Below are 18,679 nucleotides of genomic sequence, written 5' to 3'. Positions count from 1 at the left end.
ATCCGCGAAGGAGCGGCCATGAAACCCGTCATGGCCCTGGTGGGCCGTCCCAACGTCGGCAAGTCGACCCTGTTCAACCGGCTGACCCAGACGCGCGACGCCATCGTGGCGGACTTCGCCGGGCTGACGCGCGACCGCCACTACGGCAACGGCCGCCTGGGCAAGCACGAGTTCATCGTGATCGACACCGGCGGCTTCGAACCCGACGCGGGCAGCGGCATCTTCAAGGAGATGGCCAAGCAGACGCGCCAGGCCGTGGCCGAGGCCGACGTGGTGGTGTTCGTGGTCGACGCCCGCGAGGGGCTGTCGGCGCAGGACCACGACATCGCCAACGAGCTGCGCCGCCTGGGCAAGCCCTGCATCCTGGTGGCCAACAAGTCCGAAGGCATGCACGACGGCGCCAAGCTGGTCGACTTCTACGAGCTGGGCCTGGGCGAGGTGCATGGCGTCTCGGCCGCGCACGGGCAGGGCATCCGGGGCCTGGTCGAACTGGCGCTCGAGTCGCTGAACCTGCCCGAGCCCGAAGACGACGAGGACGGCGAGGACGACGTCAACAAGCCGATCAAGCTCGCGGTGGCGGGGCGGCCGAACGTGGGCAAGTCCACGCTGATCAACACCTGGCTCGGCGAAGAGCGGCTCGTGGCCTTCGACATGCCCGGCACCACGCGCGACGCGATCTCGGTGCCCTTCGAGCGCAACGGCCAGCGTTTCGAGCTGATCGACACCGCCGGACTGCGCCGCAAGGGCAGGGTGTTCGAGGCGATCGAGAAGTTCTCGGTGGTCAAGACGCTGCAGGCCATCGAGTCGGCCAACGTCGTGCTGCTGCTGCTCGACGCGACCCAGGGCGTGACCGACCAGGACGCCCACATCGCGGGCTACATCCTCGAGAGCGGCCGCGCGGTGGTGATCGCCATCAACAAGTGGGATGCGGTCGACAGCTATCAGCGCGAGCAGATCCAGCGCCAGATCGAGACCCGGTTGGTGTTCCTCAAGTTCGCCTCGCTGCATTTCATCTCGGCCATCAAGCGCCAGGGCCTGGGACCGCTGTGGCAGGCCATCGCGCAGGCCCACAAGTCGGCCACGCGCAAGATGTCGACGCCGGTGCTGACCCGGCTGCTGCTCGAGGCGGTGCAATTCCAGACGCCCAAGCGCACCGGCATGTTCCGTCCCAAGCTGCGCTATGCGCACCAGGGCGGCATGAATCCGCCCTTGATCGTGATCCACGGCAATTCGCTCGAGCATGTGACCGACGCCTACAAGCGCTTTCTCGAAGGACGCTTCCGCAAGGAATTCGATCTGGTCGGAACGCCGCTGCGAATCGAATTCAAGAGCTCCCACAATCCTTACGCCGACAAGGACGAATGAGTCTTTGAGGGCTGTTGGCGGCCGATGAGCGGGCGCCGGAACGGAAGTTCCGCCTTTTGAGAACCGTTATTTTTCAAAGGCTTTTGGCGCGGAATGCTGCAGCGCGGGAGGCCTGTGTTAAGGTCCCTTTTCCAACAACTACTCTTGAACACGGAGAATATCGTGAGCAATAAAGGGCAACTTCTACAAGACCCGTTTCTGAACACACTGCGTCGCGAGCATGTGCCGGTTTCCATTTATTTGGTGAACGGTATCAAGCTGCAGGGTCAGATCGAGTCTTTCGACCAGTACGTCGTGTTGCTTCGCAACACGGTGACACAGATGGTCTACAAGCACGCCATTTCCACCATCGTGCCGGGTCGTGCCGTCAACTTCTCGGCCAACGAGAACGACGACGCCGCAGCCTGATCGGCGCGGAGCGCGGCGGTGTCAAACCCGCCGCGCTTTTCCCCTTTTCTGATACCGCTTGTCTGAACTGAATTCCCGCCAGGAAGGCGCCGTCGTTCTCGTCGGCGTCGACTTCGGGCTGCCCCATTTCGACAGCGAACTCGAAGAACTCGGCCTGCTCGCGCAAACCGCGGGCCTCTCGCCCGTGGCGCGCCTCGTGTGCAAGCGCAAGGTGCCCGATGCGGCGCTTTTCGTGGGCAGCGGCAAGGCCGACGAGATCAAGGAGCTCGCCGCGATGCATCGCGCGAGCGAGGTCATCTTCGACCAGTCGCTGAGCCCGGCCCAGCAGCGCAACCTCGAGCGCCAGCTCGACGTCGCGGTGTACGACCGGACCTTCCTCATCCTCGAGATCTTCGCGCAGCGCGCGCGCTCGCACGAAGGCAAGCTGCAGGTCGAGCTCGCCCGCCTGCAGTACCTGAGCACGCGCCTCGTGCGCCGCTGGTCCCACCTGGAGCGCCAGACCGGCGGTGCCGGCGTGCGCGGCGGCCCGGGCGAGAAGCAGATCGAGCTCGACCGCCGGATGATCGCCGAGTCGATCAAGCGCACGCGCGAGCGGCTGGCCAAGGTGCAGAAGCAGCGCGGCACGCAGCGGCGCCAGCGCGAGCGCCGCGAGACCTTCAACATCTCGCTGGTGGGCTATACCAACGCGGGCAAGTCCTCGCTGTTCAATGCGCTTGTGAAGGCCCGCGCCTACGCGGCCGACCAGCTGTTCGCCACGCTCGACACCACGACGCGCAACCTCTACCTCGGCGATGCGCGCCGGCAGGTGTCGATCTCCGACACCGTGGGCTTCATCCGCGACCTGCCGCACGGCCTGGTCGACGCCTTCAAGGCGACCCTGCAGGAAGCGGTCGATGCCGACCTGCTGCTGCACGTGGTCGATGCCTCGAACCCGCACCATCCCGAGCAGATGGCCGAGGTGCAGACGGTGCTGCGCGAGATCGGCGCCGACACCGTGCCGCAATTGCTGGTCTTCAACAAGCTCGATGCCCTTGAAAGCACGCAACGTCCGCTGCATCTGCAGGACGACATGGAGATCGACGGCGTGCAGGTTCCGCGCATCTTCCTGAGCGCCCGCAGCGGCGAGGGCCTGCCCCTGCTGCGCGCGGAGCTGGCCCGCCTCTCGGGCTCGATCGCCGATACCATGACCCCTGAGGGTGACGCTGAATTGCACGGCGCCACCCATTGATTGGGCACAATCCCGCCACTGACAAGAGAACGACGCGAATGAATGCAAAGCCAGTGTGGAAAGGGTTCTTGGGCATGTTCAACCTGAACGATGGCCGATGGGGGCGGGGCGACGATTCGTCCTCCTCCAATGGCGATCGCCCTTCGGGCAACAGGCCTCCCGACGCCGATCCCCCGGGTGCCCCCACGCCCCCGCCTTCGGGCAACAACGGCAACAACAACCGCCCGCGCGGCCAGGGTCCGAACCAGGGTCCGCCGGACCTCGACGAACTCTGGCGCGATCTCAACCGCAAGCTCGGCGGCTTCTTCGGCGGTGGCCGAGGCAACAACAACCGTCCCAGCGGCGGCAACGGTGGCGGCAATGGCTACAAACCCGACATGAAGAACGCCGGCTTCGGCATCGGCCTGGTGGCCATCGTCGCCTTGCTGATCTGGCTCGGCACCGGCTTCTTCATCGTGAACGAAGGCCAGCAGGCCGTCATCACCCAGTTCGGCCGCTACAAGACCACCGTGGGCGCGGGCTTCAACTGGCGCCTGCCGTACCCGATCCAGCGCCACGAGACCGTGGTCGTCACGCAGATCCGCTCGACCGACGTCGGCCGCGACGCCATCGTGCGTTCCACCGGCCTGCGCGAGTCGGCCATGCTGACCGAGGACGAGAACATCGTCGAGATCAAGTTCGCCGTGCAGTACCGCCTGAGCGATGCGCGCGCCTGGCTCTACGAGAGCAAGACGCCCGCCGACACGGTGGTGCAGGTGGCCGAGACCGCCGTGCGCGAAGTCGTCGGCAAGATGAAGATGGACGCGGCCCTCGCCGAGGAACGCGACCAGATCGCGCCGCGCGTGCGCCAGCTCATGCAGAACATCCTCGACCGCTACCAGGTCGGCGTCGAAGTGGTCGGCATCAACCTCCAGCAGGGCGGCGTGCGTCCGCCCGAGCAGGTGCAGGCCGCCTTCGACGACGTGCTCAAGGCCGGCCAGGAACGCGAGCGCGCCAAGAACGAGGCGCAGGCCTATGCCAACAACGTGGTGCCGCTGGCCACCGGTACCGCTTCGCGCCTGAAGGAAGAGTCCGAGGCCTACAAGGCACGCATCGTGGCGCAGGCCCAGGGTGATGCCGGCCGCTTCGCCTCGGTGCTGACCGAGTACCAGAAGGCGCCGCAGGTCACGCGCGACCGCATGTACACCGACGCGATGCAGCAGATCTACGCCAGCACGACCAAGGTGCTGGTCGACAGCAAGCAGGGCTCGAACCTGCTGTACCTGCCGCTCGACAAGCTGATCCAGCAGACCGGCAACAACCAGGCCACCCCGGTCGATGCCGCCAGCCCGAGCGTCGCCGGTACCGCGCCGGTGCAGTCCTCGGTGATCCCGGTCGCGCCGACCAACGACATGCGTGCCCGCGACGGCCGCTCGCGTGACCGCGACGTGCGTTGAACCTGGAAGGCAACAAGAACATGAACAGAATCGGATTCATCGCTTCGTCGATCCTCGTGCTGCTGGTGCTGCTGAGCTCGACCCTCTTCGTGGTCGACCAGCGCCAGTTCGGCGTGGTCTACGCCCTGGGCCAGATCAAGCAGGTCATCACCGAGCCCGGCCTCAACTTCAAGCTGCCGCCGCCGTTCCAGAACGTGTCGTACATCGACAAGCGGCTGCTCACGTTGTCGAGCCTCGACACCGAGCCCATGCTCACGGCCGAGAAGCAACGCGTGGTGATCGACTGGTACGTGCGCTGGCGCATCACCGACCCGCAGGCCTACATCCGCAACGTCGGCCTCGACGAGAACGCCGGTGCCATGCAGCTCAACCGCGTGGTGCGCAACGCGTTCCAGGAAAACATCAACAAGCGCACCGTGCGCGACCTGATCTCGGTGCGCCGCGAGGCCCTGATGGCCGACGTGCAGCGCGAGGTGCTGACCGTGGTGAAGGGCGCCAAGCCCTGGGGCGTCGATGTGGTGGACGTGCGCATCACGCGCGTCGACTACGTGGAAGCCATCACCGAATCGGTCTACCGCCGCATGGAGGCCGAGCGCAAGCGCGTGGCCAACGAGCTGCGTTCCACCGGTACGGCCGAAGGCGAGAAGATCCGCGCCGACGCCGACCGCCAGCGCGAAGTGATCGTCGCCAATGCCTACCGCGACGCGCAGAAGATCAAGGGCGAGGGCGATGCCCAGGCCGCCTCGGTCTACAGCGAGTCCTTCGGCCGCGATCCGCAGTTCGCGCAGTTCTACCGCAGCCTCGAGGCCTACAAGCAGAGCTTCAACAAGAAGAGCGACGTGATGGTGGTCGATCCCTCGTCGGACTTCTTCCGCGCGATGCAGGGCTCGGGTTCGGCCGCCGGCGCCCCGCGCCGTTGACGCCTCCGCTCGCCTCGGTTTCGGGAACGTGAGTTCCGACACCTTCTGGAGCGCGCTGGCGCTGGTGCTGGTGATCGAGGGCATCCTGCCCTTCGTGTCGCCCGGCGGCTGGCGCCGCGGCTTCGGTCAGCTGATGCAGCTGCGCGACGGGCAGCTGCGCTTCTTCGGCCTGTGCTGCATCGTGCTCGGCCTGTGCCTGCTCTGGCTGCTGGCCTGAGGCCGGCAGCGCTGCTTTTCGACCGCCTCGCCGCCCGCTTCGAGCGGGCGCCGCCGGGGCGCTTTTCGGCTGCCGGTAGAATTCCGGTTTAACCACGCCCCCGATCCCCATGTCCGCCTGGGTCCTCCCGGATCACATTGCCGATGTGCTGCCCTCCGAGGCGCGCCACATCGAAGAACTTCGCCGCCAGTTGCTCGACACCGCCCGCAGCTACGGCTACGAGCTGGTGATGCCGCCGCTGCTCGAGCATCTGGAGTCGCTGCTCTCGGGCACCGGCGAGGCGCTCGACCTGCAGACCTTCAAGCTGGTCGATCAGCTCTCGGGCCGCTCGATGGGCCTGCGGGCCGACACCACGCCGCAGGTCGCGCGCATCGATGCCCACCTGCTCAACCGCGATGGCGTGGCACGGCTGTGCTACTGCGGCCCGGTGCTCCATACCCGTCCCGACCGCCCGCACGCCACGCGCGAGCCGCTGCAGTTCGGCGCCGAGATCTATGGCCATGCCGGCCTCGAGGCCGACACCGAAACCCTGCTGCTCGCGCTCGATTGCCTCGACGCGGCCGGCCTGCGCGAGGGCGTGATCGTCGACCTCGCCGATGCCCGCATCGTGCGCGCGCTGTTCGCCGGCGTGCCGGTCGACGCGGCCGTGCTGGCGCGCGTGCATGCGGCGCTGGCCGCCAAGGACGCGAGCGAGCTGCGCGCGCTGACGCGCGATTTCCCCGCGGCCTCGCGCGAAGGCCTGCTGGCCCTGATCCAGCTCTACGGCGACGCCGCCGTGCTCGACGAGGCCGCCCAGGCGCTGCAGGGCACGCCCGCGGTGCGCGCGGCGCTGTCCGACCTGAAGCTGCTGGCCGCCGGCCTCGACGGCGTGGCGGGCCGCAAGATCACATTCGACCTGGCCGACCTGCGCGGCTATGCCTACTACAGCGGCATGCGCTTCGGCATCTACGTGCCGGGCGCGGCCGATTCGCTGGTGCGCGGCGGCCGCTACGACGAGGTGGGGGCGGTGTTCGGCCGCAACCGTCCGGCGGTCGGCTTCAGCCTCGACGTGCGCGAGCTGGTCGGCGTGCTGCCGAAGCGTCCGCTGCGCGCGGCGATCCGCGCGCCGTGGAGCGACGAAACCGGCCTGCGTCAGGCCATCGCCGGGCTGCGCAAGGCCGGCGAAACCGTGGTGTGCGTGCTGCCGGGCCATGGCAGCGAAATCGATGAGTTCCACTGCGACCGCGAGCTCGTCGAGCAGGCCGGCCAGTGGCAAGTCCGAACGATCTGAATTTTTAGCAATGGAACGAGCATGAGCGTAACCACCGGAAGAAACGTGGTCGTCGTCGGCACCCAATGGGGCGACGAGGGCAAAGGCAAGCTGGTCGACTGGCTGACCGAGAGCGCCCAGGGCGTGGTCCGCTTCCAGGGCGGCCACAACGCGGGCCACACGCTCGTGATCAACGGCGTGAAGACCGCGCTGCACCTGATCCCCAGCGGCATCATGCGTCCCGGCGTGAAGTGCTACATCGGCAACGGTGTGGTGCTGTCGGCGGCCAAGCTGTTCGAGGAGATCGAAGGGCTCGAGAAGGCCGGCGTGGAAGTGCGTTCGCGCCTGCGCATCAGCGAGGCCTGCCCGCTGATCCTGCCGTTCCACTCGGCGCTGGACATCGCGCGCGAGGCCTACCGCGAAAAGGGCGGCGTCGAGAAGATCGGCACCACCGGCCGCGGCATCGGCCCGGCCTACGAAGACAAGATCGCGCGCCGTGCGCTGCGCGTGCAGGACCTCAAGCACCCCGAGCGCTTCGCGGCCAAGCTGCGCGTGCTGCTCGAGCTGCACAACCACGTGCTGGTCGAGGTGCTGGGCTCGACCGCGATCGACTTCGACACCGTGTTCGACGAAGCCATGCGCCACGCCGCGCTGCTCAAGCCGATGATGGCCGACGTGTCGCGCGAACTGAACGACGCCCATCGCGACGGCGCCAACCTGCTGTTCGAAGGCGCGCAGGGCACGCTGCTCGACGTCGACCACGGCACCTACCCCTACGTCACCTCGAGCAACTGCGTGGCCGGCAACGCCGCCGCCGGTTCGGGCGTGGGCCCGGGCATGCTGCACTACATCCTCGGCATCACCAAGGCCTACTGCACGCGCGTGGGCGGCGGTCCGTTCCCGACCGAGCTCGACTGGGCCACGCCCGGCACCCCCGGCTATCACATGAGCACCGTGGGCGCAGAGAAGGGCGTGACCACGGGCCGCAGCCGCCGCTGCGGCTGGTTCGATGCCGCGCTGCTCAAGCGCTCGGCGCAGGTCAACGGCCTGTCGGGCCTGTGCATCACCAAGCTCGACGTGCTCGACGGCCTCGAGAAGCTCGAGCTGTGCACCGGCTACGAGCTCGATGGCGAGACCACCGACATCCTGCCGATGGGCGCCGACGAGATCGAGCGCTGCACCCCGATCTACGAAACCCTCGAAGGCTGGAGCGAAAGCACGGTCGGCGTGACGCAGTACGACAAGCTGCCGGTCAACGCGCGGCTGTACCTGCAGCGCATCGAGCAGGTCACCGGCGTGCCGATCCACATGGTGTCGACCAGCCCCGACCGCGATCACACGATCATGATGCGCCACCCCTATCTGGCCGACTGATTTCCCGGCTCGACGACAACCCCAAAAAAGAAGCCCCCTGCGCCCGCTGACCCGGGCGACATCCGCTATTCATCCAGGAGCCCATCCCCCATGTTGACCGAAGACGGCAAGCACCTCTACGTGAGCTACGACGAGTACCACAACCTGATCGAGAAGCTCGCGATCAAGGTGCACCAGTCGGGTTGGGAGTTCGACACCATCCTGTGCCTGGCCCGCGGCGGCATGCGCCCGGGCGACGTGCTGTCGCGCATCTTCGACAAGCCGCTGGCGATCATGTCGACCAGTTCCTACCGGGCCGATGCCGGCACCATCCAGGGCCACCTCGACATCGCGCGCTACATCACCACGCCCAAGGGCGAGATCGCCGGCAAGGTGCTGCTGGTCGATGACCTGGCCGACTCGGGCCACACGCTGCATGCGGTGATCAACATGCTGCGCAACAACTACGCGCCGATCACCGAACTGCGCAGCGCGGTGCTGTGGACCAAGGCGCTCTCGACCTTCACGCCAGACTACTCGGTGGAGTTCCTGCAGACCAATCCGTGGATCCACCAGCCCTTCGAGGGCTACGACTCGCTGCGGCCCGAGAACCTGATCGAGAAGTGGTCGGTCTGAGGCTTGTCGCCAGACGCCGAATCTCGACGCCCCGGCCTGCCGGGGCGTTTTTCATGGCGCGTCAGCAGGCGCCGTCGCCGTTCTCGAACATCGCCGTGTAGCGCCGCTGCATCTCCTCGGGCGACAGTTTCTCGATGCTGTGGCCCACGTTCCAGCGGTGGCCGAAGGGATCGCGGAACACGCCCGAGCGCTCGCCGTAGAAGCGGTCCTCGGTCGGCATCTCGAGCGTGGCGCCGGCCGCCACCGCGCGCGCGACCACCGCGTCGGCGTCGTCCACGTGCAGGTGCAGGGTGACCGCGCTGCCGCCCAGCGTCTTCGCGCTCGGGATGCCGTACTCGGGGTACTCGTCCGAGATCATCAGGATCGCGCCGTTGTGGAAGTCGAGCTCGACATGGCCGACGCGGCCGCTGGGCTCGACCAGGCGGAAGATCTCCTTGACCTGGAACACCTCGCAGTAGAAGTCGACCGCGGCCTTGGCATCGTGGACGCAGATGTAGGGGAAGAGCTCGTGGATCGCCATGGGGTGCCTCTCGTCGTGGTTCGTGGAAGAAATCGCGTGTCGGCACCGATTCTGGAAGCCTTCAGCGTGGCCGTCTTGAACGAATTTGACCGGTAGCGGCGTCCGCGGGCGCCGCCACGTGGCGTGGCGACGTGGCGCCCGTGCGTCGCCAGGCCTGCGGCGCCATGCCCGCGAGCGCCGAGAACTCGCGGCTCAGGTGCGCCTGGTCGGCATAGCCGGCCTCGAACGCGATCTCGGCCCAGGGCCGCGCCGGATCGGCCGCCAGCGCCAGCGCGCGGTCGAAGCGCATCACGCGCGCGTACTCCTTCGGCGAGAGCCCGATGGCACCGCGGAACAGCGCGATGAAGCGCCGGTGGCTGTAGCCGCTGTCGGCCACCAGCGCGCCGATGGCCGGGTTCTCGCCCGCGAGCGGCCCGAGCGCCGCCGCGATCGCCGGATGCAGCCCGCGCAGGCCGGCGCGCAGCGCGAGTGCCAGCCGCGCCGACAGCATCGCCTCGAACAGGGCGAGCTGGCGCGCCAGGTCGTCCTCGGCATGCAGCCGCTCGAGCGCATCCGCCGCCTCGCGCGCGCCCCAGAGCGCGTCGAGCGGCGTGTGCTGGCCCGACAACGCGTCTTCCGGCGCGCCCAGCAGTGCGCGCGCCGCGCCGGGCTGCAACTGGGCGCCGACCGAGCGCGTGGCCACCGAGACGTCGCGCAGGTAGAAGCTGCTGCGCGCGCCGCCGACGATGGCATGGCCGTAGGTCCGACCCTCGGTGTCGGCCGCGTGGCCGAACAGCTTGAGCGGCGGCCCCGAGAGCCGGAACACCAGGTGCATGCCGCCCGTGGGCAGCACATGCTCGCGCGCGCCGGGGCGTTCGGCCCCGGCGCCCTCGGCGCCGGGTGCCCAGGCCCAGACCTGCCGCACGAAGGGCCGCAGGTGCGGCACGGGCGCGCGCGTGAGCTGCCGCATCTCAGGCCTGGGCCTCCGCGTGCAGCGCGTAGACCGGGTCGGGCCAGCGCTCGGGCGTCATGCCGGCCAGTTGGGTCGCCAGTTGCTCGACGAAGCGCATGTCGACCTCGGGGGCCATGCTGGCCGGCCCGCGGCCGAAGGCCTCGCGCAGGCGGCGCACGGCATGGGCGGTGCCGCGCAGCACGCCTTCGGGCTGGCCGGACTGCTCGAAGACCCGCACGTTGGCCAGCAGGTGAAGGAACGAGGCCACCACGGTCGCCTCCGTGCGCTGCGTGCCGTCCAGCGCCGCCATCACCAGCTCGAGCCAGTCGACCACTTCCTGCGGAATGCCCTGGGCCGTCAGCGCGGCATAGGTGGTCGGCCAGGCGTTCGGCGGTGCCTTGCGCAGCCAGGCGGCGAGCGCGCGCGGCGTGCCCGCCGGGGCCATCGCCACGGACTCGGCCGCCGAGTTCGCCTGCATCTTCATCATTCGGCGGGGCGCGCCACCGGCGGCGGCCGCCATCGGCATGCCGCGCGTGCGCATCAGCATCGGCGCCGACGCCGGTGCCGCGAGCATGGCGTCGAACTGCACGGAGCCGGTGCCGCCCCAGCCCGCCGGCACCATCTGCGCCACCTTGCGCAGTTCGGGCATGTCGGTCGCGCGCTCGCCCTCTGCGCGTTCGACCACGAGCAGGTAGTTGGTCAGGTCGGTCACGAGCTGGTAGGCGACGGCGAGGCGGCGGGCTTGCGCCACGTCCTCCGTGCCGAGCTCGGCCACCCGTGCGTGCGCGGCGATCCGGCCGAGCGCGTCGATCGGCTCGGCCACGGCATTCACGCGCGCATTGCCGATGACTTCCTCGGCCGCATCGCCGCCCGCGCGCACGCCGAGCAGCCGCACCTCGCCTTCGGGCACCACGTCGAACAGCGCGAACACGTTCACCGTGTCGGCGCCGAAGGCCGAGAGCGGCAGGGCGGAGGTCCACCGCGGCCGCGCGCCGCCGGGCCATTCGACGCGCAGCGCATCGAGCCGCGGCGAGCGCAGCCGCGCGAACATGCGCAGCACGGCCGGCTCGACCGCCTCGCCGGGCGAGACGAAGTCGCAGGCCCCGCCCGTGGCCTCGGCCAGGCGCCGCAGGTGGCTCTCGGCCGGGCTGCTGCCGATGCCGACCACGAACACGCGGTGCCCCGAGGCCTTGGCCGATTCGACGGTCGCGTCGATGGCGCTGATCTCGCCGTCGGTGACCACCAGCACGTCGCTCGACGCGCCGGTGCCCAGCGCGAAGGTCGAGGCCAGCGCGCTCTCCATCTCGGTGCCGCCCAGGTCGGCCTGCAGCGCGCCGATCCAGCGCTGCGCGGCCAGTCGCGTGACCTCGGTGAGCTGCCACAGGCCACGCGAACGGTGCTCGACCGTGGTGCCGAAGCGCGAGAGCGAGAAGCGGTCGCCCGCGCCCAACTGCGTAACGATCGATTGCAGCGCGCGCCGGGCGGCATCGATGCTGTCGCCGGCCATCGAGCCCGAGCAGTCGACGAGCAATTGCACGTCGGTGCTGGCCGGGCCGCGCGCCGGCACCTGCGGGCAGAAGCTCGCGAGCGCGACGATGCCGCCGGGCACGACATCGTCGCGCGCCACCACGGCCACCGAGGCCTGCGCGAGCTGGTCGACCACCAGCACGAAGTCGCGGTCGAGCGCGCTGCGGCGCGCCAGCGACACCTGCAGCAGCCCGCTCGCGGGCCGCATCGCCACGCCCACCGGATGGCTGGGCGAGGCCACGCGCGCTCGTGCCAGTTCGCCATGCAGGCGCAGCTCGATGTCGAAGGGGTAGGACGCCACAGGGCTGTACGCGGGGGCCTGGTGCGGCTGCAGCCCGCCGTCGGCGACCGGGTCGCCGTAGCGCGGCGCGATCACCGTCGGGATCAGCAGGCGCAGGCCCTGCTGCTCGAAGGCCAGCGTCTGCGCATAGCGCAGGGTGACCACGCAGGCCTCGTTCGCCGCGAGGTTGCCGAGGTTCAGCGTGTAGCTGCGGTCGTGGTTCTTCTCCAGCATGATGGCCGCGTGGCCCTCGGCCAGCGCGCCTTCGTAGGCGACCTCGGCCTCGGCCTTCTCGACCACCGTGCCGCGCAGTTGCCGCTCGCCGAGCTGCACGTCGACGCCCAGCAGCACCGCGCCCCACGGCAGCGGAAAGCCGTAGACCACCTCGACGTTGGAGGCTCCCGGATTGCGGAAGCGCTGCTCGACCGTCATCTCGAGCAGCACGCCGCGCAGGTCGCCGCTGGCTTTCACGCCTTCGAGCAGCATGCTGTCGCCGTTCGCGGTCGTCATGCGTGCGTGTTCCTGATAGCTCATGGGATTGCCCTTTCCTGTGTCGTCAGTTCTTCTTCGGAACGTCGGCGGCGGGGCCGTCGACGGGGGAGGGGGCGCAAGCCGCGGCGAAGGCCGCCATCACGCCCTGGATGAAACCGCGCACCTGCTCCGGCGACAGCCCGGCCCGGCCGGGTTCGATCACCACCTCGACGCCGTCGGCCACCGTCAGGTGGCTGCGCACCTCCACCGAGCCGGCCATGCGCGGGCGCGCTGGCACCGGCGCCTCCTGGCCCTGCAGCAGCTCGCGGATGCGCTCGAGCGAGACGCCGGCCGCCGTCCACTTCCTGATGAGCAGCAGCTGCTCGAGGTGGCGCGCGCCGTAGCGCGCCGCGCGGGTCTCGCCTTCGGGCCGGTCGACGATGCCGATCTGCACGTAGTAGCGCACCGTGCGCGGCGGCAGGTCGGCCAGCACGCACAGGTCCGCGAGCGCATAGGAGGCCGCCGGGGAGGGTGGGTTCGATTTCATACACTTGATTTAAACACAAGAACTGTTTTTAAAAAAGCACACGAAAGCTCGGCCCACGGGGGCGCGCTAGCATCGACCGCATGAGCAAGCCTTCCACGACCCTGATCCATCACCCCTACGTGCCGCCCGCCACCTTCGACGCGCCCCAGCCCGGCGTCTACAAGGCCTCGACGGTGTTCTTCGCCGACGTGGCCGCGATGCGCGCGCGCGACTGGAAGACCAAGGCCGGCTACACCTACGGCCTGCACGGCACGCCCACCACCTTCACGCTCGAGGAGCGCCTGGCCACCCTCGAGGGCGGCACCGAATGCCTGCTGGTGCCCAGCGGCCTCGCGGCGATCTCGCTCGTGGCCTTCGCTTTCCTTAAGACCGGCGACGAGGTGCTGATCCCCGACAACGCCTACGGCCCCAACAAGGCGCTGGCCACCGGCGAGCTCGCGAACTTCGGCATCGCGTACCGCCTGTACGACGCCATGAATCCCGAGGACCTCGCGGCCAAGATGTCGCCGCGCACGAAGCTGGTGTGGCTCGAGGCCGCGGGCTCGGTGACGATGGAGTTCCCGGACCTGCCCGCGCTCGCGGCCGCCTGCCGCGCGCGGCGGCGTGCTCAGCGCGCTCGACAACACCTGGGGCGCGGGCCTGGCCTTCGCGCCCTTCGACTTCAACGGCAGCGGGCAGGGCGTCGACATCTCGGTGCATGCGCTCACCAAGTACCCGAGCGGCGGCGGCGACGTGCTCATGGGCAGCGTGGTCACGCGCGACGAGCGGCTGCACCGCGCGCTCAAGCTCACACACATGCGCATCGGCTTCGGCGTGGGCGTGGGTGACGTCGAGACGCTGCTGCGCTCGCTGCCGAGCATCGGGCTGCGCTATGCGGCGCACGACCGCGCGGCGCGCGAGCTCGCGCGCTGGCTCACCGACCGCGACGAGGTCGCGCAGGTGCTGCATCCGGCGATCGAGAGCTCGCCCGGTCACCGCCATTGGCGCGCGCTGTGCGGCGAGGCCGACCTCGCGGCGGGCCTGTTCTCGATCGTCTTCGACGAGCGCTACGGCACCGAGCAGGTCGACCGCTTCTGCGACAGCCTGCAGCTGTTCCGCCTCGGCTACTCGTGGGGCGGGCCGATCAGCCTGGTGGTGCCCTACGACATCGGCCTGATGCGCGACCCCGACGTCGCACCCTGGCCCTACAAGGGCACGCTGGTGCGCTTCTCGATCGGCCTGGAGGACGTGGACGATCTGCGCGCCGACCTGCAGCAGGCGCTCGCGCGGATGGCCTGACCGGCCCGCGCCGGAGGCGCTCCGGTTATCGCTTACAGTACCCCGACGCGCAGTCGTCGACTGCTTCGCCTGAAGGAGAGATCAGTGGCAACACCGAATTACGGTTACGAGAAGCGGCAAAAGGAGCTGGCTCGCAAGAAGAAGAAGGAAGAAAAGCTCCGCGAAAAGGCGAACCGCAAGCTTTCCCCGAGCAGCGACGGCCTCGCGCCGGGCGATCCGGAAGACGACGTGGCCTCGCTCGAACGCGATCCGCCGACCGTGCCGGAGCTGCCGACCAAGAACGGTTGAACGCTGTCCCGCCCGGAACCTTTTCCGTTCTCGATGACGAAGCCGCTGGGGGCCTGTCGGCCCCGCAGCGGCTTTTTGCTGGCGCGAACGGTGAAGGGCGCGGCCCTACTTGGCGGCGAGCAGCTTGCGCAGTTCGGGCCAGACGTTGTCGAGCAGCTGCGGCTGCGCCGCCGCCGTCGGATGGATGCGGTCGGCCTGGAACAGCGACATCGCGTTCGGCGCATCGGCCACGCCCTTGAGCAGGAAGGGCACCAGCGCCGACCTGGTGGTGGACGCCACCTTGGCGAATACCGCCTCGAAGCGCCGCGTGTAGTCGCCGCCGTAGTTGGGCGGCACCTGGATGCCCACGATCAGCACCTTGGCGCCCGCGGCCTGCGCGGACTGCGTGATCTGCAGCAGGTTGGCCTCGGTGTCGGCGAGCGGCAGGCCGCGCAGCGCGTCGTTGGCGCCGAGCTCGAGCACCAGATGGCTGGGCTTGTGCTGCGCGAGCAGTGCCGCGAAGCGCGCGCGTCCGCCCGAGCTGGTGTCGCCGCTGATGCTGGCGTTGACCACGGTGGCGTCGAGCTTCTGCTGCGCGAGGCGCTTCTCGAGCAGCGGCACCCAGCCTTCGCCGCGCTTCAAGCCGTACTCGGCGCTCAGCGAATCGCCGAGCACGAGGATCACCGGCTTGCGCGCGGCGGCGCCCTGCGCCATCGCCCCACGCCATGGCCCGGAACTGCCGAGCGCGGCAGTGGTCAAGATAAAGTCACGTCGATTCAAAACCAAAGCCTTTCCATGTCCCAACCCCCGTCCAATGCGATTGTCGCCGTCGAGCATGTGTTCAAGTCCGTCACCGACTCGACCGGTACCCTGGACATTCTGCAGGACATCGATTTCACCCTCGGGGCCCGGGAAACCGCGGCCATCGTGGGTGCGTCGGGGTCGGGCAAGAGCACCTTGCTGTCGATCGTCGCCGGGCTCGACACGCCCACGCGCGGCACGGTGAAGCTGGCCGGCGACGACATCTTCGCCATCGACGAGGATGACCGGGCCGCCTTGCGCGCGCAGCGCGTGGGCTTCGTGTTCCAGAGCTTCCAGCTGCTGGGCAACCTCAGCGCCCTCGAGAACGTGATGCTGCCGCTGGAGCTGGCCAACCGCAAGGATGCCCGCAAGGCCGCGACCGAGATGCTGGGCCGCGTCGGCCTGGGCCAGCGGCTCAACCACTATCCCAAGGTGCTGTCGGGCGGCGAGCAGCAGCGCGTGGCGCTGGCGCGGGCCTTCGTGGTGCAGCCGGCCTTGCTGCTGGCCGACGAGCCCACGGGCAGCCTCGACTTCGCCACCGGCGAGCAGGTGATGCGGCTGATGTTCGACCTCAACCGCGAACTCGGCACCACGCTCGTGCTGGTGACGCACGACCGCGGGATCGCGGCCCAGTGCGAGCGTCGCATCATGATCGAGGCCGGCCGCGTGATCCTCAACGAGAAGAACGCCGACGCGGCAGTCTGAGGGCTTCGGGTACAACCGGGCCTGCAGGAGGAGATTCAAGATGCAGGACGAGCTACCCCCCGATGCCCGAGTCGCGCTGCAGCGCGGCAACCTGATCGAGGCCATCAAGATCGTGCGCGACCGCACCGGCCTCGGCCTCAAGGAGTCCAAGGAACTGGTCGAGCGGCATGCCAACGCGGTGGAGGGCGAACCCGCGCCCGAGACCGATGAATGGAACCGGCTTTTGAGCGGCGGCGCGCAGGGCCTGCCGGCCGAGGCGATCGCGGCTCTGGCGCAGGGCCGCAAGGTCGAGGCGGTGAAGATCGTGCGCGAGGCCACCGGCCTCGGCCTGGCCGAATCGCTGAAGCGGGTCGACGAGCATGGCGAGCACGGCCAGTCGGTGCCGCATGGCGCCTTCGACCCGATGGCCGAGCCCGGCCGCGTGCCTTCGGGCGGCGGCGTCAAGTGGCTGGCGATCGTGCTGGTGGTCGCCGTGGCGGCCGCCGTCTTCTTTTTCGTCAGCGCCTGAGCCCGATGATCGTTCCGCAGTTCTGGGCCGAAGGCCGCATCCAGGAACGCATCGACGGCCGCCAGCTCACGGTGCGCCGTTTCGGCTGGTCCGACGACAGCCCCGTGGCCGCGCAGGCCCACGCCGACCAGCGCACGCGCGAGGCCTTCGAGCGCATCGTCGGCGGCGAGAAGCTCGAGCGCCGCGAACGCAAGGTGGCCTACAACGGCGCCGACGGCATGCCGATCCGCGAGGAGATCGTCGAGCGCCATGGCGAGGACATCGTCACGCGCAACGGCTATGGCGCGCGCTGCCTCAACACGCCCGACGTGCTGTTCGTCGATGTCGACTTCGAGGACGCCCAGCGCGGCAATGCGCGCGGGCTCACCGTCATCGTCGCCGCGCTCATCGGCGCGCTGGTCGCGGGCTATGCCACCAAGTCGTGGCCGCTGGCCGTGGCGGCCGCCGTGCTGGTGGCGGGCTTCGGCTTCTGGCGCGTGCGCGCCGAGGGCCTGCGCCTGGCCGAACCCCAGGGCGATCCACTGGCGGCGGTGCGCGCGCGCATCGAGCGCTTCATCCACCAGCATCCCGATTGGCACCTGCGGCTCTACCGCACGCCCGCGGGCCTGCGCGCGCTCGCCATGCACGACGTGTTCGCGCCTTCCGATGCCGCGGTCGCCGACGTCTTCCAGACGCTGGGCGCCGACAAGGTCTATGCGCGCATGTGCCGCAACCAGAACTGCTTTCGCGCGCGTGTGAGCGCCAAGCCCTGGCGCATCGGCATCGGCGATCCGATGCGGCCGCGCCCCGGCGTCTGGCCCGTGGCACCCGAGCGGCTCGCGCAACGGGAGGCCTGGGTGGCGCGCTACGAGCAGATGGCCGACCGTTTCTCGGCCTGCGAGTACCTCGAGAGCGTGGGCGACGCGCAGCGCGTGCATCCGCGCGCGCTCGCGGTGCAGCAGCTGCACGACGAGCTGGCGCAGGCGCGCGCCGGCCTGCCGCTGGCCTGAAGCCGGGCGAGGGCGGGCGAGGGCGGGCTCCCTCGATAATCGGCGCATGTCTTCTCCCAAAGTGATCTTCGGCTTCCATGCCGTGGGCGTGCGCATCAAGACCGCGCCCAAGTCCGTGCTCGAGGTGCTGTTCGACGCCAGCCGGCGCGATGCGCGCATGAAACAGTTCATGGCGCGGGCCCAGGATGCCGGCGTGCGGCTGGTCGAGGCCGACGGCGCGCGGCTCGCCAAGCTCAGCGGCAGCCACGGCCACCAGGGCGTGGTGGCGCGCGTGGAGCCGGCCGCTCAGATCCATTCGCTCGACGAACTGCTCGAGGGCCTGGAGGAGGCCGGCACCGTGCCGCTCTTGCTGGTGCTCGACGGCGTGACCGATCCTCACAACCTCGGCGCCTGCCTGCGCGTGGCCGACGGGGCCGGTGCCCATGCGGTGATCGCGCCCAAGGACCATGCGGCCGGCATCAACGCCACCGTGGCCAAGGTCGCCAGCGGCGCGGCCGAGACGGTGCCCTATTTCATGGTGACCAACCTCGCGCGCACGCTCAACGAGCTCAAGGAGCGCAGCATCTGGTGCGTGGGCACCAGCGACGACGCGCCCGGCACCATCTACCAGAGCGACTTCAAGCGCCCGCTGGCGCTGGTGCTCGGTGCCGAGGGCGAGGGCATGCGCCAGCTCACGCGCAAGACCTGCGACGAGCTGGTCAGCATTCCGATGGCGGGTGCGGTCGAGAGCCTCAACGTCTCGGTCGCCAGCGGCGTGTGCCTTTACGAGGCGATGCGTCAGCGCGGCGCTTGAACGCCGCGCCGCGTCCTCACTGCGACGGATCCTTGCCGCGGGTGCGGCCCACGGCGCTGAAGATGCCGATGCCCAGCAGGATCAGCGAGCCGATGCCGATGTAGAGCGTTGGCACGCCGGCCACCGAGGCGCCCCAGATCAGGCCGGCCATGAAGATCAGAAAACCGATCATGTAGAGCGCGAACGACATGCGTGTTCCTCCGAAGCTGTGATGTCTCGCAGTATCTGGAGCGCGCGGGCCGCCCGCACC

General features: G+C 69.3%; 20 protein-coding genes and 1 pseudogene. 15 read left to right on the top strand and 6 right to left on the bottom strand.

The annotated features are described in order from the left end of the window. The first annotated feature begins 18 nt into the window (after positions 1-18). The 9 genes from der to ACHMXE_RS30180 all read left to right on the top strand — a co-directional run bounded on the left by der (position 19) and on the right by ACHMXE_RS30180 (position 8,812). Positions 19-1,365 carry a ribosome biogenesis GTPase Der gene (der, locus tag ACHMXE_RS30220; protein WP_203205549.1) on the top strand — a complete coding sequence of 449 codons (1,347 nt, stop codon included), beginning with the start codon at positions 19-21 and terminating at the stop codon, positions 1,363-1,365. A gap of 162 nt (positions 1,366-1,527) precedes the next feature. Further along, positions 1,528-1,773 (top strand): RNA chaperone Hfq, encoded by a 246-nt coding sequence (hfq, locus tag ACHMXE_RS30215; RefSeq protein ID WP_056582504.1) that lies wholly within the window; start codon positions 1,528-1,530, stop codon positions 1,771-1,773. Between the two features lie 58 nt (positions 1,774-1,831). Beyond that, positions 1,832-3,001: a GTPase HflX gene (hflX, locus tag ACHMXE_RS30210; RefSeq protein WP_395347817.1), complete on the top strand. Its 1,170-nt coding sequence runs from the start codon at positions 1,832-1,834 to the stop codon at positions 2,999-3,001. Positions 3,002-3,075: 74 nt separating this feature from the next. Beyond that, the gene (gene hflK / locus ACHMXE_RS30205) at positions 3,076-4,437 is read left to right on the top strand and encodes an FtsH protease activity modulator HflK (protein WP_395347816.1); all 1,362 of its coding nucleotides are present in this window, start codon (positions 3,076-3,078) and stop codon (positions 4,435-4,437) included. A 20-nt stretch (positions 4,438-4,457) separates the two neighbouring features. Beyond that, positions 4,458-5,357 carry a protease modulator HflC gene (gene hflC, locus ACHMXE_RS30200; protein ID WP_203205551.1) on the top strand — a complete coding sequence of 300 codons (900 nt, stop codon included), beginning with the start codon at positions 4,458-4,460 and terminating at the stop codon, positions 5,355-5,357. 28 nt (positions 5,358-5,385) lie between these two features. After that, a complete protein-coding gene (locus ACHMXE_RS30195) occupies positions 5,386-5,574 on the top strand; it encodes a DUF2065 domain-containing protein (protein WP_093342605.1) in 189 nt (62 codons plus the stop codon). Positions 5,575-5,683: 109 nt separating this feature from the next. Next, positions 5,684-6,844: an ATP phosphoribosyltransferase regulatory subunit gene (locus ACHMXE_RS30190; protein ID WP_395347815.1), complete on the top strand. Its 1,161-nt coding sequence runs from the start codon at positions 5,684-5,686 to the stop codon at positions 6,842-6,844. A 21-nt stretch (positions 6,845-6,865) separates the two neighbouring features. Beyond that, entirely contained in the window at positions 6,866-8,197 is a 1,332-nt protein-coding gene (locus tag ACHMXE_RS30185; RefSeq protein WP_395347814.1) for an adenylosuccinate synthase, read from the top strand. Between the two features lie 90 nt (positions 8,198-8,287). Beyond that, the gene (locus ACHMXE_RS30180; protein ID WP_395347813.1) at positions 8,288-8,812 is read left to right on the top strand and encodes a phosphoribosyltransferase; all 525 of its coding nucleotides are present in this window, start codon (positions 8,288-8,290) and stop codon (positions 8,810-8,812) included. 61 nt (positions 8,813-8,873) lie between these two features. On the opposite strand, the gene ACHMXE_RS30175 is transcribed toward ACHMXE_RS30180, so the two are convergent. The 4 genes from ACHMXE_RS30175 to ACHMXE_RS30160 form a co-directional block, all read right to left on the bottom strand. Continuing rightward, positions 8,874-9,332: a VOC family protein gene (locus ACHMXE_RS30175; RefSeq protein WP_203205555.1), complete on the bottom strand. Its 459-nt coding sequence runs from the start codon at positions 9,330-9,332 to the stop codon at positions 8,874-8,876. Positions 9,333-9,393: 61 nt separating this feature from the next. Continuing rightward, positions 9,394-10,281, bottom strand: coding sequence for a helix-turn-helix domain-containing protein (locus ACHMXE_RS30170; RefSeq protein WP_395347812.1), 888 nt, complete (start codon positions 10,279-10,281; stop codon positions 9,394-9,396). 1 nt (position 10,282) lies between these two features. After that, the gene (locus ACHMXE_RS30165; protein WP_395347811.1) at positions 10,283-12,604 is read right to left on the bottom strand and encodes a VIT domain-containing protein; all 2,322 of its coding nucleotides are present in this window, start codon (positions 12,602-12,604) and stop codon (positions 10,283-10,285) included. A 22-nt stretch (positions 12,605-12,626) separates the two neighbouring features. Continuing rightward, the gene (locus tag ACHMXE_RS30160; RefSeq protein ID WP_093342596.1) at positions 12,627-13,088 is read right to left on the bottom strand and encodes a MerR family transcriptional regulator; all 462 of its coding nucleotides are present in this window, start codon (positions 13,086-13,088) and stop codon (positions 12,627-12,629) included. A gap of 80 nt (positions 13,089-13,168) precedes the next feature. Between ACHMXE_RS30160 and ACHMXE_RS30155 the strand changes: the two are divergent. Both ACHMXE_RS30155 and ACHMXE_RS30150 read left to right on the top strand, forming a co-directional pair. Continuing rightward, positions 13,169-14,366: pseudogene (locus ACHMXE_RS30155) on the top strand (PLP-dependent transferase). 84 nt (positions 14,367-14,450) lie between these two features. Then, on the top strand, positions 14,451-14,654 hold the full coding sequence (locus ACHMXE_RS30150; RefSeq protein ID WP_057594731.1) for a hypothetical protein: 204 nt from the start codon (positions 14,451-14,453) through the stop codon (positions 14,652-14,654). Positions 14,655-14,759: 105 nt separating this feature from the next. Here ACHMXE_RS30150 and ACHMXE_RS30145 read toward each other — a convergent pair whose 3' ends face one another. Next, entirely contained in the window at positions 14,760-15,347 is a 588-nt protein-coding gene (locus tag ACHMXE_RS30145; RefSeq protein ID WP_395347810.1) for an arylesterase, read from the bottom strand. A gap of 81 nt (positions 15,348-15,428) precedes the next feature. On the opposite strand from ACHMXE_RS30145, the gene ACHMXE_RS30140 reads away from it, so the two are divergent. Genes ACHMXE_RS30140 through rlmB form a run of 4 tightly spaced genes read left to right on the top strand, consistent with a single transcriptional unit; the run spans position 15,429 to position 18,429 of the window. Continuing rightward, a complete protein-coding gene (locus ACHMXE_RS30140; protein WP_203205561.1) occupies positions 15,429-16,139 on the top strand; it encodes an ABC transporter ATP-binding protein in 711 nt (236 codons plus the stop codon). A 40-nt stretch (positions 16,140-16,179) separates the two neighbouring features. Further along, a complete protein-coding gene (locus tag ACHMXE_RS30135; RefSeq protein ID WP_395347809.1) occupies positions 16,180-16,647 on the top strand; it encodes a ribosomal protein L7/L12 in 468 nt (155 codons plus the stop codon). A 5-nt stretch (positions 16,648-16,652) separates the two neighbouring features. After that, complete coding sequence (locus tag ACHMXE_RS30130) at positions 16,653-17,636, top strand: hypothetical protein (protein ID WP_395347808.1); 984 nt, start codon at positions 16,653-16,655, stop codon at positions 17,634-17,636. Between the two features lie 46 nt (positions 17,637-17,682). Next, entirely contained in the window at positions 17,683-18,429 is a 747-nt protein-coding gene (rlmB, locus tag ACHMXE_RS30125; RefSeq protein WP_093342589.1) for a 23S rRNA (guanosine(2251)-2'-O)-methyltransferase RlmB, read from the top strand. A 16-nt stretch (positions 18,430-18,445) separates the two neighbouring features. Here rlmB and ACHMXE_RS30120 read toward each other — a convergent pair whose 3' ends face one another. Beyond that, a complete protein-coding gene (locus ACHMXE_RS30120) occupies positions 18,446-18,619 on the bottom strand; it encodes a hypothetical protein (protein WP_057594737.1) in 174 nt (57 codons plus the stop codon). Between the last annotated feature and the right edge of the window lie 60 nt (positions 18,620-18,679).

The organism is Variovorax sp. UC122_21, assembly GCF_044056785.1.
Classification (GTDB): domain Bacteria; phylum Pseudomonadota; class Gammaproteobacteria; order Burkholderiales; family Burkholderiaceae_C; genus Variovorax.
The sequence above is the reverse complement of the archived record's forward strand: the minus strand, read 5'-3'. Positions and strand labels throughout refer to the sequence as shown.

Coding starts and splice junctions, on each gene's coding strand:
- der (WP_203205549.1), top strand. CDS start 19: ATGAAACCCGTCATGGCCCTGGTGGGCCGTCCCAACGTCGGCAAGTCG.
- hflK (WP_395347816.1), top strand. CDS start 3,076: ATGTTCAACCTGAACGATGGCCGATGGGGGCGGGGCGACGATTCGTCC.
- hflC (WP_203205551.1), top strand. CDS start 4,458: ATGAACAGAATCGGATTCATCGCTTCGTCGATCCTCGTGCTGCTGGTG.
- ACHMXE_RS30190 (WP_395347815.1), top strand. CDS start 5,684: ATGTCCGCCTGGGTCCTCCCGGATCACATTGCCGATGTGCTGCCCTCC.
- ACHMXE_RS30185 (WP_395347814.1), top strand. CDS start 6,866: ATGAGCGTAACCACCGGAAGAAACGTGGTCGTCGTCGGCACCCAATGG.
- ACHMXE_RS30180 (WP_395347813.1), top strand. CDS start 8,288: ATGTTGACCGAAGACGGCAAGCACCTCTACGTGAGCTACGACGAGTAC.
- ACHMXE_RS30175 (WP_203205555.1), bottom strand. CDS start 9,332: ATGGCGATCCACGAGCTCTTCCCCTACATCTGCGTCCACGATGCCAAG.
- ACHMXE_RS30170 (WP_395347812.1), bottom strand. CDS start 10,281: ATGCGGCAGCTCACGCGCGCGCCCGTGCCGCACCTGCGGCCCTTCGTG.
- ACHMXE_RS30165 (WP_395347811.1), bottom strand. CDS start 12,604: ATGAGCTATCAGGAACACGCACGCATGACGACCGCGAACGGCGACAGC.
- ACHMXE_RS30160 (WP_093342596.1), bottom strand. CDS start 13,088: ATGAAATCGAACCCACCCTCCCCGGCGGCCTCCTATGCGCTCGCGGAC.
- ACHMXE_RS30145 (WP_395347810.1), bottom strand. CDS start 15,347: ATGGCGCAGGGCGCCGCCGCGCGCAAGCCGGTGATCCTCGTGCTCGGC.
- ACHMXE_RS30140 (WP_203205561.1), top strand. CDS start 15,429: ATGTCCCAACCCCCGTCCAATGCGATTGTCGCCGTCGAGCATGTGTTC.
- ACHMXE_RS30135 (WP_395347809.1), top strand. CDS start 16,180: ATGCAGGACGAGCTACCCCCCGATGCCCGAGTCGCGCTGCAGCGCGGC.
- ACHMXE_RS30130 (WP_395347808.1), top strand. CDS start 16,653: ATGATCGTTCCGCAGTTCTGGGCCGAAGGCCGCATCCAGGAACGCATC.
- rlmB (WP_093342589.1), top strand. CDS start 17,683: ATGTCTTCTCCCAAAGTGATCTTCGGCTTCCATGCCGTGGGCGTGCGC.
- ACHMXE_RS30120 (WP_057594737.1), bottom strand. CDS start 18,619: ATGTCGTTCGCGCTCTACATGATCGGTTTTCTGATCTTCATGGCCGGC.